General features: G+C 39.9%; 15 protein-coding genes. 14 read left to right on the top strand and 1 reads right to left on the bottom strand.

The window, feature by feature from the left end; translation table 11 throughout:
• Positions 1–222: 222 nt before the first annotated feature.
• The 10 genes from J7E52_RS10405 (at position 223) to J7E52_RS10450 (ending at position 8,845) form a co-directional block, all read left to right on the top strand.
• Positions 223–930 carry a GntR family transcriptional regulator gene (locus J7E52_RS10405; protein WP_286197640.1) on the top strand — a complete coding sequence of 236 codons (708 nt, stop codon included), beginning with the start codon at positions 223–225 and terminating at the stop codon, positions 928–930.
• Positions 931–950: 20 nt separating this feature from the next.
• Entirely contained in the window at positions 951–2,096 is a 1,146-nt protein-coding gene (locus tag J7E52_RS10410; protein WP_214745677.1) for an LLM class flavin-dependent oxidoreductase, read from the top strand.
• Positions 2,097–2,675, top strand: coding sequence for an amino acid synthesis family protein (locus tag J7E52_RS10415; protein ID WP_214745680.1), 579 nt, complete (start codon positions 2,097–2,099; stop codon positions 2,673–2,675). It begins immediately after the preceding gene.
• Positions 2,675–3,475: an alpha/beta fold hydrolase gene (locus J7E52_RS10420; protein WP_214745682.1), complete on the top strand. Its 801-nt coding sequence runs from the start codon at positions 2,675–2,677 to the stop codon at positions 3,473–3,475. Before J7E52_RS10415 ends, J7E52_RS10420 begins: the two co-directional genes overlap by 1 nt.
• A 6-nt stretch (positions 3,476–3,481) precedes the next feature.
• Positions 3,482–4,966, top strand: a complete 1,485-nt coding sequence (locus tag J7E52_RS10425; RefSeq protein ID WP_309476879.1) for an aldehyde dehydrogenase — start codon at positions 3,482–3,484, stop codon at positions 4,964–4,966.
• 59 nt (positions 4,967–5,025) lie between these two features.
• A complete protein-coding gene (locus tag J7E52_RS10430; protein WP_214745685.1) occupies positions 5,026–5,586 on the top strand; it encodes an NADPH-dependent FMN reductase in 561 nt (186 codons plus the stop codon).
• 75 nt (positions 5,587–5,661) lie between these two features.
• The gene (locus tag J7E52_RS10435) at positions 5,662–5,967 is read left to right on the top strand and encodes a hypothetical protein (protein ID WP_214745688.1); all 306 of its coding nucleotides are present in this window, start codon (positions 5,662–5,664) and stop codon (positions 5,965–5,967) included.
• A gap of 37 nt (positions 5,968–6,004) precedes the next feature.
• Positions 6,005–7,447 carry an aldehyde dehydrogenase family protein gene (locus tag J7E52_RS10440; RefSeq protein ID WP_214745691.1) on the top strand — a complete coding sequence of 481 codons (1,443 nt, stop codon included), beginning with the start codon at positions 6,005–6,007 and terminating at the stop codon, positions 7,445–7,447.
• 13 nt (positions 7,448–7,460) lie between these two features.
• Positions 7,461–7,715, top strand: a complete 255-nt coding sequence (locus tag J7E52_RS10445) for a YciI family protein (protein WP_214745693.1) — start codon at positions 7,461–7,463, stop codon at positions 7,713–7,715.
• 677 nt (positions 7,716–8,392) lie between these two features.
• Entirely contained in the window at positions 8,393–8,845 is a 453-nt protein-coding gene (locus tag J7E52_RS10450) for a helix-turn-helix domain-containing protein (RefSeq protein WP_214745695.1), read from the top strand.
• Between the two features lie 143 nt (positions 8,846–8,988).
• Here J7E52_RS10450 and J7E52_RS10455 read toward each other — a convergent pair whose 3' ends face one another.
• Positions 8,989–9,345, bottom strand: coding sequence for a hydrolase (locus J7E52_RS10455; protein ID WP_214745698.1), 357 nt, complete (start codon positions 9,343–9,345; stop codon positions 8,989–8,991).
• Positions 9,346–9,534: 189 nt separating this feature from the next.
• Here J7E52_RS10455 and J7E52_RS10460 point away from each other — a divergent pair, with 189 nt between their 5' ends.
• From J7E52_RS10460 to qoxA, 4 genes are all read left to right on the top strand, one after another.
• On the top strand, positions 9,535–10,224 hold the full coding sequence (locus tag J7E52_RS10460; RefSeq protein WP_214745701.1) for a hypothetical protein: 690 nt from the start codon (positions 9,535–9,537) through the stop codon (positions 10,222–10,224).
• 176 nt (positions 10,225–10,400) lie between these two features.
• The gene (locus J7E52_RS10465; RefSeq protein WP_214745704.1) at positions 10,401–11,636 is read left to right on the top strand and encodes a S1C family serine protease; all 1,236 of its coding nucleotides are present in this window, start codon (positions 10,401–10,403) and stop codon (positions 11,634–11,636) included.
• A 254-nt stretch (positions 11,637–11,890) separates the two neighbouring features.
• On the top strand, positions 11,891–12,205 hold the full coding sequence (locus tag J7E52_RS10470) for a hypothetical protein (RefSeq protein ID WP_214745707.1): 315 nt from the start codon (positions 11,891–11,893) through the stop codon (positions 12,203–12,205).
• A gap of 1,163 nt (positions 12,206–13,368) precedes the next feature.
• Positions 13,369–14,298, top strand: coding sequence for a cytochrome aa3 quinol oxidase subunit II (qoxA, locus tag J7E52_RS10475; RefSeq protein WP_214745710.1), 930 nt, complete (start codon positions 13,369–13,371; stop codon positions 14,296–14,298).
• Positions 14,299–14,357 lie beyond the last annotated feature (59 nt).

A 14,357-nucleotide genomic window follows, 5' to 3' on the forward strand; every position in this document is an offset into this window, starting at 1 on the left:
AAATAATTTTTAAGGGAATTATCATAAAATATCCGTTCATTCATCTAGTGCATTTCAATAAATCAGCTTGATTATTGGACTGAATGATTGAAAATATTAAACTTCAGTTTGAAAATTGTGGAATAACCTATCTTCGAATAAAAAATAAAATTTTATATTTTTTGAATTGACAGTCTATTTACCATGACCTATAATTGCACTTATCAAGAGCTTGCATGGTACATGGTACAAACTTTTAAAAAGGAGGGGCTTTACATTACAGCTATCTTAACGTTGGGGATTACGGCTCAGGTTACTAACGCTATACGCGAATCCATAGTAACTGGAGATTATGAACCAGGACAAAAATTATCTGAAACTGTTTTATCTGAATATTACAAAGTTAGTAGAACCCCTATCAGGGAAGCATTTAAACAGCTAGAAAGAGAAGGGTTAGTCGAGATCATTCCAAGGGTTGGAACATGTGTGACAAAACCAACTGAAAAGGAACTAGATGAGTTATTTACTTTAAAAGAAGTAATGGAAGGGCTTGCAGCGGGTTTGCTTGCAGAAAGCGGGAGTGCAAAAGACATTAATAACCTTAAGCAAGCAGTGTCTGACATGGAGATTGCTATGCAAACCTCGGATAAAAAGCTATATGTCGAGGCTAATGAAGTTTTTCATTCAGTCATCCAAGAAGGTGCCAATAACTCTAAATTAAGTTACATGCTAAATTTGCTGCTCAATCAAATACCTTATAGACAGTATGTCTTTTTAACCATCGAAGATCCGAATCGCCGTGAGAGATCACTCAAGGAACATCAGGCGGTCTTGATAGCTATAGAAAAAGGCAATCGGGAGGAAGCGGAGAAGGCCATGCGAGAGCATGTAAAAGCAAGTGGAATGCAGCTTAAAATGGACATAGCAAAAAAACTTGGTCAAAAAAAGTGATATGAGGGGGAATGAGTTTTATGAAATTTGGAATCTTTGCAAATCTTGCAGGACAGGGAAGACATGATGAGTATTATAAAGTGCTGGATGAAGCCCGTGAGCAAGCTATTTACTGTGATGAAAATGGTTATGATTCGATTTGGTATACAGAACACCACTTTGGTCATGAAGGAAATGAACTGATTTCTAACCCGATCTTAATGGGTGCTGATATTGCTGCACGGACAAAGAACATTCGAATTGGCCAGGCTGCCAATGTCGCCACTTTCTGGCATCCACTGCGTTTGGCGGAAGACATAGCAATGCTTGATCAGTTAAGTAAAGGACGTGTGGAAGTTGGCCTGGCTCGTGGATTATACGGACGGGAAGCGGCTAATTTAAACACTTTGGCAGATCCAGCAAATCAAGAACAAAACCGTGCACTGTTTGAAGAAACATTGGAAATTTTGAAAAAGGCTTGGTCAAACCGTTTCTTTTCACATCAAGGTGACATCTATCAATTTCCTCCTAAAGGTTTAAAGTGGAGTCACCCTATGAGTCCATCAACTTCGGAATTTATGGATATGGAAAAAGGCGAAATTGATAAAATTTCCCTTATGCCTAGACCTTACCAGCAATCACTTCCGCTGTGGCAAGTAATTGATTCACCGCGTTCTATTGAATTGGCCGCGGAGAACAATATACAAGGAATGTTTTGGATGCCGACCGTCAAAGAATTAAAAGGCCGTTTTGAACTGTACCGTGAAAGGGCTTCCAAAGCCAAAGGCTATGAAGTTCCACTTGGTCAGGGTATTGCTTTAGTGCGTGATGTATATGTAGCGGAAACGATGGAACAGGCTCGTCAAGATGCGGCAGAAGCAGTATTGAACAATTATCGCTGGATTTGTCACTGGAGGGGGCTAAGCAACCTTATGGATCCAGGCGAAACTGTGAAAGAAGGACAGGAATTGAACTATGAATTCTTACATCCTAGAAATTTATTGTTTGGTACACCTGACTATGTAGCAGAGAAAATTCAAGAATTGAAGGAAGAGCTGAATTTAGAAACATTACTGCTTTGGGTTAACCATAATGGTTTGCCACATGAAAAAATGATGAAAAGTTTAAAATTGTTCACGGAAGAAGTTATGCCAAAATTCACAAAAACTAAAATGGGGGTAATGTAAATGTTAGATATTCGTAAAGTGTATACAGCTATTGAAGAAACACGTATTGAGGGCGGTAAAAAAGTAGAGAATCCGATCAAGATGATAATAACTATGGCTGTTATCAAAAACCCATGGGCTGGCAGAGGGTATGTTGAAAATTTAAAACCGGAAATTGACGAATATGCACCGCAAATTGGCGAACTATTAGTTGCTGAACTATTTAAGCACATTGATTCAGCCGATGATGTCGAGGCTTTCGGCAAGGCAGCTGTCGTGGGAGTGGATGGGGAAGTTGAACATGCATCAGCATTTATCCATACTTTGAAATTCGGTAACAAATTCCGGGACGCCGTGCAAGGAACGAGCATCTTGAGCTTTACTAATAAGCGTGGTGGCGCTGGAACTGCGGTGCTCATACCGATGGTACATAAGACAGATGATTCTGAACGCTCTCATTTCATTACATTTGAAGCTTCTATACCTGATGCACCGAGGGCTGATGAGATCGTTGTTGCTATTGGGGTTTCTACAGGAGGACGTCCTCATCCGAGAACAGGAAACAGGCATCAAGATATGGTTGAAATGGGGCTGGTTTAATGCCAACTACATTGCATGGAAAAGATTCGCTTCATTATGAAGAGAAAGGGATTGGTGAATCGCTTATCTTTATTCATGGTGTTGGTCTTGATCTTACGATGTGGGAAGAACAAGTTGAAGATTTGTCGAAACATTTCCGTGTTATCACATATGACATGGTTGGGCACGGAGGATCTGAGCATCCTCCGGGTCCTTATTCCCTTTCACAGTTTGTTGAGCAGTTAGCAGAACTCATGAATCACTTACAAATTGAGAAAAGTCATATTATTGGTTTCTCCATGGGTGGTATGGTCGCTCAGGCATTTGCATTAAAATATCCGGATAAAGTGAAAACGCTAACAATCATGAACGCAGTGGCCAATCGGACGAAGGAACAGAGGAATGCCGTTTTAAAAAGGGTTGAAGAAGTGAAAAGAACAGGACCTTTTGCAACAATTGAACCAGCCATTAAACGCTGGTTTAATCTTGAATTCTTAAATTCACAGGAAGAAACCGTCAGTAAAATTCGGGAAAGACTTCAGACAAACGATGCTGCTTCCTATTTAGCGGCCTATACACTTTTTGCAACTGCGGATGACGAGTTGTGGCCACGGATCCACCAGATCAATATACCGACCCAAATTATAACAGGGGAGCATGATGTAGGTTCAAATCCCGAGATGGCGAGACAAATGCATGAAAAGATTGTGCATTCAGAACTCATGATAGTGCCTAATATGAGGCATATGCTACCGATAGAAGGATCCAAAATAGTGAACGAAGCCATTAGGTCGTTTATTGAAAGACAAACAAAGGGGTGACTCGATGTGAAAGAGCTGAAGAAATATCAGATGTATATAAACGGGGAATGGGTAGAATCATCAAGTGGTGAATATTTCGATAGTTATAACCCTGCAACCGAAGAAGCTTGGTGTCAAGTCGCCAAAGGGAATGCTGAAGATGTAAATCGTGCCGTTCAATCTGCGCATAATGCATTCTTGCATTCAGGATGGACCAATATGACATTCACAGAGCGGGGGCGTCTGGTTAGAAAGCTTGGAGAGCTGATTGCTATTCACTCTGAAGAGCTTGCGAAAGTCGAATCACTGGATAATGGGAAATTAATACGCGAAATGCGCGGTCAGGTAAAATATTTACCTGAATTTTTCTATTACTATGCAGGACTAGCAGATAAAATCCATGGGCAAACCTTACCGATTGATAAAAAAGATATGTTCGCCTTTACATCCAAAGAGCCGCTGGGGGTAGTAGCCGCCATTACTCCTTGGAATTCCCCTCTTTATTTAACAACCTTGAAGCTTGCACCTGCTCTTATAGCAGGAAATACCATAGTCATTAAACCTTCGGAAATGACTTCGGCCTCTCTATTGGAACTGGTGAAACTGGTTGAAGAAGCTGGTTTTCCACCTGGTGTTGTCAATGTAGTCACCGGCTTTGGAATGCCTGTAGGCGATACACTCACCTCACATCCTCTTGTAAGGCGTGTGGCCTTTACGGGAGGTTCAGAATCAGCAAGGCATATTGTTCGTAATTCGGCTCAAAATTTTGCACAGGTTTCACTGGAACTTGGAGGGAAATCACCGAATATCGTGTTTGAGGATGCTAATCCGGATAATGCGGCGATGGGAATCATAGCTGGTATATTTGGTGCTTCAGGACAAAGTTGTGTGGCTGGTTCTCGTGCATTTTTACATGTGGATATTTACGATGAAGTGATGCAAAAACTCGTTGACCGTGTATCGAAAATTAAGATCGGTGATCCTTTTCAAGATGATACGGAAATGGGACCGCTGGCAACGCAAGCCCAATTGGAGCGTGTCCAAAAATACGTAGCTATCGGGTTGGATGAAGGTGGAAAACTTGTTTGCGGAGGTAAAAAGCCTGAATATTTAGAGAAAGGATGGTATTTTGAGCCCACGATCTTCGAGCATCACGATAACGATTCCCGCATTACTAAAGAAGAAATATTTGGTCCTGTGTTAAGTGTTATCCCTTTTAAAGATGAAGAAGAGGTTATTCAATTAGCAAACAGTACTGATTACGGATTAGCAGCTGGAATTTGGGTGAGTGATATTGCTAAAGCTCACCGGGTCGCGAAAGCTATACGTGCTGGAATCGTGTGGGTGAATACCTATAGAAGTATTTCACCAATTGCTGCAATCGGCGGATCTGGCCTAAGCGGTTATGGAAGAGAAGGCGGTTATGAAGCGATTCATGAATATATGCAAGATAAAGTGGTTTGGATCAATACATCATCTGAACCGATTCCTGACCCTTTCATAATGAGGTAGTGGAAATTTGAAGGGGAGGCGCTTTTTATCAAAGGGTTTTAATAAGGAGGAAAAGTGAAATGAAATTACTGGGAATTTCAGGAACGGTAATAGGAACAAAGACGAAAGTCGTTATTGAAAAGGTTTTAGAGGAAGTTAAGAATAACCACCCTGATATCGAAGTCGAACTGCTTGATTTGAAAAAGTATGATGTTCAATTTTGTGATGGCCGTAATCCGTCCACATACACTGGAGATACGAAAAAAGTAATTGATATCGTTACCTCTGCAGACTTTTACATTATAGGAACACCAATATTCCAAGGGTCAATTACGGGTGCTCTTAAAAACTTATTTGATTTAATCCCCCCTAAGGATTTCCGTAATAAAGTAATGGGTCTTGTGGCTACCGGTGGAACCTACCAGCATTATTTAGTCATTGAAAATCAGCTGAAACCTATAGCCAGTTATTTCCGCGCATTTGTTGCACCTGGCTCTGTTTATGCTCATAATGACCATTTCAATCCACAAAATGAACTGGTTGATGAGGAAGTGTTGGAACGTATTTCAATGCTGAGTGAAGAAGTCGTGTTTATGCAAAAAGCATTGAAGAGTACTAAACCAGAGCATCAATTAAGCTAAAAGATTTACAAAATGAAAACACTCCAGCTGAAGTGCATTTCAATTAGCAGAGCTAAGTAGCAAGGAGGGGACAAATTGCTATTAGATGTAGAAGAGATAATAAACTTAACTGATTTATCCTTTATTAAAGTTTGTAATGAACAGTATGGGATTAATAGAGGGGTTTATAATACCATTGATGCTTGGTTTTATAAGCAAGGAATTAGTAACATTCTAGAAAGGCGCAATAGTATATTATATTTCCTTGAATTTATTAAGCGAAATTCCGGGAGTGAAAATAACCACTGTAAATTTGGTCACGGTGGCTTAACGACAAAATTAGAAGAGTACTATTTTCCAAGAATGGAATCGACTTTTGTAAAAATTGCCTCTAATCTTTAAATGAAGCACATACAAAGAGTGAAGGGTGGCTGGGAACATGACAATCATAGATAAAGTAGAAAAAAAACATTTACTAATTAAAGGGGAATGGGTGGAGGCCAAGGAGTATAGTCCGCTTCGATCTCCTTATTCAGGGGAAGTCATAGCTGAAATCCCCCTGGCCACAGACGAAGAAACCGACCAAGCTATTGAAGCGGCGCAAAAAGCTGCTAAGGTGATGGCAAAAATGCCAGCCCATCAACGTGCGAAAATCCTGGAAACATTGGCCCATCTTCTTGAGGAGCGCGCGGATGAAGCCGCCCAAATCATATCTATTGAATCAGCAAAGCCGGTTACAACCGCGAAGGGCGAGGTGGCGCGAACAATTGAAACCTACAAGTTTGCCGCTGAAGAAGCGAAACGAATTCATGGAGAAACGCTTTCGCTGGATGCCGCCCAAGGCGGCGAAAACCGACTCGGTTACACTGTACGTGAACCGATTGGAGTGATTGGGGCCATAACACCTTTCAATTTCCCCATGAATCTAGTCGCTCATAAAGTAGGTCCTGCCATCGCCGCAGGAAATACAATTGTATTAAAGCCAGCAAGCCAAACCCCTCTATCCTCCCTGTTCATCGGAGAACTATTACAGGAAGCCGGATTGCCTGCAGGAGCATTAAATGTGGTCACAGGTGGAGGAAGAGTGGTTGGAGACAAGTTGGTCACTGATTCCAGAGTAAGTATGATTACTTTTACAGGCAGCCCAGGAGTCGGAATTGGCATCCGCAATAAAGCCGGATTGAAACGAGTGACGCTGGAGCTGGGATCCAATGCAGCTGTCATCATTGACCGGGGTGTAGATATTGATAAGATCATTTCTCGTTGTGTGACTGGAGCATTTTCCAACCAAGGACAAGTATGTATTTCTTTGCAAAGGGTTTATGCCCATGAAGAAGTCTACGATCGCTTTGTTGAAAAGTTTATAGAAGCAACGAAACTATTAAAATTAGGTGATCCGCTTGATCCAGAAACGGATGTTTCCGCTTTGATCTCCCCGAATGATGTTGAAAGAACCATCAATTGGATAGAGGAGGCGAAACAAGGTGGAGCCAAGATTGCAACAGGTGGAATGGCGGAAGGCAATATCCTTCATCCGACAGTCATATTAGATGCAGATACCCATACAAAGGTATCCTGTCAAGAAGTGTTTGCCCCAATCGTTTTGATTAACAAGATTCAATCTGTAGAACAAGCAATTGATTTGGTGAATGATTCAATTTATGGCCTGCAAGCAGGGATTTATACAAACGATGTACGTACAGCACTGGATGCAGCAGAAAATTTACAAGTTGGTGGAGTCATGATCAACGACATTCCGACATTCCGTGTGGATAATATGCCGTACGGTGGAGTGAAGGAAAGTGGAACTGGCCGTGAAGGATTAAAATATGCAGTTGAAGAAATGACAGAAATGAAGCTGGTTGTCTGGAACCGAAATTAGGGAGTGGAAAAGCATGGCTTATTATGCAGCAATTTTACATATGATTGATGCTGAAAAAAATATAGAAGTGCGTCCACATCATATCGAGTATTTAAACGAACTTGATCGTAAAGGGAAGGTCTTTGCAAGAGGGCCTTTTGCGGATGGCTCGGGCGGTTTGGTTGTCTATATTGCAGACACATTTGAAGAAGCACTCTCATTAGCGGAAAATGATCCCCACGTTGTACATAAGGTGCGGAGACTGGAATTAAAAGAGTGGAACATTTAATAATGAACTTTATAAGTGCGTGTCAATGCAATGAATAAAACCTGGAGCTGGAGACAGTTCCTTCATTAATAAGGAGGGTTGCCGAGGCAACCTTTTTTATGTGCAAATCAACTCGGTAACGAAAAGACAAAGTTATACCATAAGTGAGTAAAGATATTAACCAGACCTTACTACCCTTTAATAACTGCCAGTTGTTATACTGTGAAAGTATTAGTGCAAATAGGTTCATAGAGCGAAATAAAAAAAGCTTCGTGAAGTTAAACAGGCAGGTATTACACCGATATTTAGGTTTAAAAGTCTTGTCTATACACAAGGCTTTTTTTGAATTAAGGACAAGTGGTTAATTCTTGATACATGTGATGGCAAGATGGCTTATTAAGCTGAAAAATTATAGAATTGAGTAGCTGCTTAGCTGGCTAGCCGAGACCCCACAGGCGCTTGCTTTGATAAGGCTTGGCAGACAGTCGGCGGAAAGGGAGCGGATTTCTGAAATCAACTGGATTTTATTTAAATTTGAACTTTCTACAGCAGTTCCGGTAAATTAAACTGATTCCCTTGATATATCAAGGTTTTCTTCGGTTGTCACCCATAAGTTGCATAGTAATGCGCTTATTACTATCTTTACTTTGCATAATTCATCTCACAATACTAGGAGTAGGAAAGGCGATGAACTCATTATGATTTTTAGCGAACGATTAAAAAAAGAACGGGAAAAAAGAAATTGGTCACAAAATGATCTTGCAGAGAAGATTCATGTGAGTCGCCAATCTGTGTCCAAATGGGAAACGGGAAAAAATTATCCAAGTATTGAAGTACTCATTAATTTAAGTGATTTATTTCAAATTACGGTAGATGAATTATTAAGGAGTGACGAGGAATTGAAGGAAAAGATAATACGGGAAAGTAAGCAGTTAGCATTTCCAAAAAGGAAAATATTTTTTGATATCTTGTTATTAATAGGAGCATTTTTGTTAGTGTCTAAATTAATAATTTTAGGTCTAAACAAATTTGCCGGCACAGATATTACCATCTTAAAAAGCATGCCAGTTTTAGCGAACTTTTTACCATTTGCTTTGATGGTTATTGGCGGTATTGGTTCGGATTATTTGAAGGATAAATATGTAGATTGAAAAATCTCTGCTGATAAAACTGTATAATGAGTCACAAAATGGATACTTTTTCAATTTCCCTTATATGGGGGAAGGAATACCTTTTAATTGTGCTTAATCATAAAAGAACAGAACCTTTGAATTTCAAGTTCTGTTCCTATTTCCTATTTGAACTTTTGCACTTCTTCTTGTCCCTCGAATTTGTTATCATTCAATATGCCGATTTCTTCTATATGTTTTCGTGCCGTTTCATCCCCCAATTTATAAATGAGGGCATAAAGCCTTTTCATGGCTGCATCGTATTTATCATTTGCCCGGTCATGATGATAGAGAAGGTAGGGCACATGTGAACGGGCATATGCCTCCAGATCATCTGTCTGGTGTTCCTCCAAGCAGTGTTTCAATTCTGCCAGTTCCTCATCAGTTGCGTGTACAGTGAAGCTCGGATTCTCTTCAAGTTTTTGTCCGAGTACGTCTCCGCTGACCAAATCGACATGATAGGTCTGTTTTTCCTGCATCATTCTGCGCATCATCCTTTCAAGCGTTTATCTATTCTGTACCACTATTTGTAAAAAGTTAATCATCAATGTAAACATTTCCTTAATGAAAAAGATAGGAAATAGAGGTATCGGATTTCTTATCAAATGGTTTAAGATGAATTTACAGAATAATATGGAAAATCGAGGAGTGATATAGTGAAGAGGCCAATCATGGTTATTTTTTTGGTGTTGATTGCTTCAGGCTGCGTAACAAGGAATTATGATTCCAATATGGAGTTAGGGAAAAGTCAGTTGAATGAGGAAAATTATTTAGAAGCCCACGAGGCATTTGAATTAGCTTATAAAGAAGCAAAAACACCGGAAGCAAGGGAGCTAATGGATCTTTCAGGTTTTCTGGCGAGTGGTATGAAGAAATACGACGAACAGGATTTTGAATCGGCCAAAAGAGATTTTGAAGAAGCAACCGCATATAAAGCAAAATACCGGGAAGGTAAACTAATGGTTTCAAAGGCGGCGGAAATGCAACCGGTATCAGGCTCCGCCACGATAGAAGCAGTAGAGGGAAATGACGAGGTGGAACCGGCGGAGGAAGCAACTGTGGACGAACCCATTGAATCCAAAGTGCAAGATGAGGCGGCAACGGATACAAAAGGCGAAGAAGGGAGCAAGGATTCGGTAAGTGCTTTAAGTAAATCTCAGGCGGAGAAGCTTGTGAAGGATTACGTGGACATGGAAAATTTTCCGGAATTGCATATTGAATATGATCATGATGCCGAAAAGGGAGATTACATTTTTCATGTTTTCGAGTTGGATGAACCTAGTCAGAAAAGTGGCCACAAAACCACTTGGGGATGGTATGGCGTGAATAAGAAGACTAAAGAAGTTTATGAAGTCATGTAGGATAATTGAAGGCCCCCTGTTGAGGCCTTTTTATTTTGCGCGCAGCAAAATACAAGATTCGATAAAATTTTATAATTTTTGTAAAAACGTCGCCCTATTCTTAATTTCTTAAGAATTTTTTAATATTTAATGTTTATGATTGAGCCAAGTAAAGGACAATCATAGGAGGGATAAAGATGGAGAATTATAATGGTGATGAGCAAGTCAGAGTGAAGGCAGAACGGAAAAAGGGTAAGTCTCTTTGGCTAACTAGCCTTGTTTCCGGAACGGTTGCTTCTATGGTGACATCGTCTGTATTTCTATTTGGCGGGGACTTTATAGATCAAGGGAAAAGTTCAGTGAATGAGTCAACCAAAACGGCAGGTGTACAGCAAACGGAAAGTGTTGAAAAGGATAAAAGTGTCACGGCGGAAAAATTATCGACAAGTACGGATTCAAATGATAGGGCAGAGATGGTCGAATCAGCATCCAAATCGATTGTAGGGGTCGTCAATTTACAGGAGATGCAAAACCAGAACCCGTACCAGCAGCAAAGCACGGTGAGCGAAACGGTTGAGAGCGGCACTGGCTCAGGGGTCATTTATAAAAAAGCTGGTGGGAAAGCCTATATCATCACGAACAATCATGTTATTGAAGGAGCCAAGGAAGTCGAAATTTCATTGTATGATGGACAAAAGGCGACTGCAGCGGTTGTCGGGGCTGATGCTTTGACGGATTTAGCGGTTTTGACAATTGATGCCTCGAAAGCACCGGATGGAATTAAATTCGGGAATTCCGATAGCATGCGTCCAGGTGAAGAAGTATTGGCAATTGGCAACCCACTTGGACTTGATTTTTCACGATCGGTTACACAAGGGATCGTCAGTGCGACCGGACGCTCCATTTCAGTCGATACCTCGGACGGGGAGTGGGAACTTGATGTCCTTCAAACAGATGCAGCGATCAACCCCGGCAATAGCGGGGGTGCATTGATCAACACCGCTGGGGAAGTGATCGGCATAAACAGTTTGAAGATTTCCGAAAACGGTGTGGAAGGCTTAGGGTTTGCCATACCAAGTAATGATGTGATTCCGATTGTTACGGAGCTGATTGAAAATGGAAAAATCACGCGCCCATATTTAGGAGTCAGCTTGGCCAATATGGAAGAACTGCCGCAATATTACATTCAAAATGTTCCAGAAGCCGTAAAGTCCGGCGTAATGGTGACGAGTATAGAAGCGGGATCGGCTGCGGCGAATGGAGGGCTTAAGCAACAGGATATCATCGTTGAGATTGATGGAACGAAAATAAATACTGCCGCTGCATTAAGGAAGTACTTATATACAGATAAGAAAATCGGCGATAAAGTAAAGGTTAAAGTATATCGGGGCACTGAAGAGAAAACGGTAACGTTAACCTTGCAAAAACCATAGAAAGAGGTATGGCCCCTGTTCATTCATCAGGGGTCTTTTAATATAAGTTTTTAATAGTATACAAAAGATTAATACCGGAAAAATAGATAGTGTATTTGCACTGTTTTGCAGTTTGTTCATATAGTCTTGAATACCTAAAAGTGAATGGTGGCGTCTTCTATTTGTCAAGGTTTTCATCGTGGATATGTTAAAAAATAGAAAAGATTTGACAAATTTGTGAAATGTCATAAAATAGAAAGAAAGGGGATGAAATTATGGAAGCTAATCAGAAGATGTTAGATGCAGTGAAATGGGTATCGGGCACAGGTTGTGTAATCGGAATTATTATTTTTGCTTTAAGTTTCTTTGTAAGCGATTACAATAAGGATTATATATTTACCGCTGTTGGAATCGCCATCACACTAAGTGCAGCTGCCATTTTTCTAGTTGGTATATTTTTTGTCCTGACAGAAGAAATGGTAATGAATACACATAAAGGCAAAAGAATTGAAACGGAAACGACTAAAATCATAAAAATGAAAACAAATGCTAAAGCTCCAACAAAAAGAAGTACAGAATTCAGTAATTAAAACAAGGAATATAGCATAATGAACCGGCTATCTATCATCAGATTCACTAACATGGATGAACAAAATTAGTTGTTCGTTTGCTTGCAGAATTTGAACCAATTCAATTCCAATCATTGAATGCGCTCTCATTTCTTGTAATGCTTGGATTTGATGAATTTTATTTCAAAACAGTATGCACTCGTTATGTAACAAAAAATATTTCAAGCAACTCTTTGTATTAAACGGATTACATACGATGTGCTTGGACATTCAAACCAAAAGCCTGAACGCCTGGAAGTTCTCACCTTGAACTATATCCACGAGAAAAGGACACTTTTAAAAAGTCCTTTTTTCGTGGCTTTTTTTTTATGTACTTTTACCTGAAGATACAAAAGGGAAGCACGTTTCAATATGGGGGTAATGTGTAGAGGGTTTCCAAAAGATGGAGTTGATTAACCACCAAATGTACTTTTTTGTCCTGTCCTACTGAATGATAAACTTGACTAGTTGCAACAAGTTGATTGACCCTGGAATTACTTCATCCCACGACTACTGCTAAACGGCTGTTCAGGAATGGCTGACAGGGCAATAAGTATTTCGGGGAGAGGGAACCCAATTACATTTCACACTCGTTGTTTCCTTATATATATATAATATTGACCTGTGTTGGATCATAAGGGTGTTGAAGCATGGTTACAACATCGTTCACTAAGCGGCTGCCATTTACCAACTTTCATGGCCGAGTGAAAAAAATCCGCTTTAAGTCATGTTTTCCATCGATAGATACCTAATTAACAGGATAGGTAATTTAATGCATAATCTATATAAGTCTTAAGGCAATAAACGCGGTGAATATAATGTGAAAATTTTATTTCATTATATTAGAGTAATATTAAACGGAAAGTGGATTGGTACTATCCGCAATCCTGTACTGATAAGTGAAGTTTCCATAGGCAAGTTATTAAACATTTATTATATTTCATTTGCTGAAGATTTTCGAATATTTCTGTTCATTTACCATCTTCTTACTGCACTTTATTGAACTTTATGTGACAGATGTCACTTTGTATTGTCTTTTTTTAGACTTGGGATTAATATTGGTATGTCGGGGTTTGTGAACATGGTAACACTTTGTCCGAATAATTACCAATTGGAATTTTATTATGTAAGAAAGGGGTAGTACTATGAAAATAAAATGGGCTCTATTAACTATACTTTTTACAATTGCCACTGTGCTAACCGGTTGCGATAACCCATTAATGGTCTTGGACCCTAAAGGGCCAGTAGCTGCAACACAAGCAGATGTTATTATGATTTCGATATGGACAATGGCCTTTGTCGTCCTTGTCGTTATGGTACTGTATATCTTCATGATAATGAAATATCGTGCTTCCAAACAGCGTGATGATTATGAACCGCCTCATATTGAAGGAAGTAAGGTTCTTGAAATAATTTGGGTTGCGATCCCAATTTTAATCGTCGCTTTCCTATCCGTTGTTACTGTTAAAACAACAAATGAAGTTGAGGCAACACCTAAAGGGTACGGAGATCAAGAACCTTTAGTCATTTACGCTTCATCTTCCAACTGGAAGTGGCATTTTAGTTATCCGGAAGAAGATATCGAAACAGTCAACTATCTGTTTATACCGACTAACCGACCAATCGAATTTAAACTTTACTCATTCGGTCCAATCTCAAGTTTCTGGATTCCGCAACTTGGAGGACAAAAATACGCGATGTCGGACATGGTTAATACGTTGCACTTAGCAGCTGATGTACCAGGTGAGTATATGGGTCGAAATTCAAACTTCAGTGGTTCAGGTTTTGCTCAGCAAACGTTCAACGTTAATGCACTGTCTGCAGAAGAATACGATAAGTGGGTAGATGAAATTAAAGCTACTGCTAAACCGATTACTGAGGAAAAATTCAATGAATTATTAAAACCTGGTCATGTGGGACAATCCACTTACACTGGAACTCACTTAGAGTTTTCACCAGCTCCTGAAGGGGAAAATGCTGGTCATGACCACGGATCTTCTGATACTGAAGAAAATGATTCCAAGGATTCACACGAGGAACATTCAGAACACAGCAACATGAATCATGATCACTAAGAATTAATTTCGTTCGATAAAACAACTAGGTTTACAAGATAAGGAATATTTTCCTGAAA

The sequence above is a fragment of the Bacillus sp. ISL-34 genome, assembly GCF_018613325.1.
Classification (GTDB): domain Bacteria; phylum Bacillota; class Bacilli; order Bacillales; family DSM-1321; genus Peribacillus.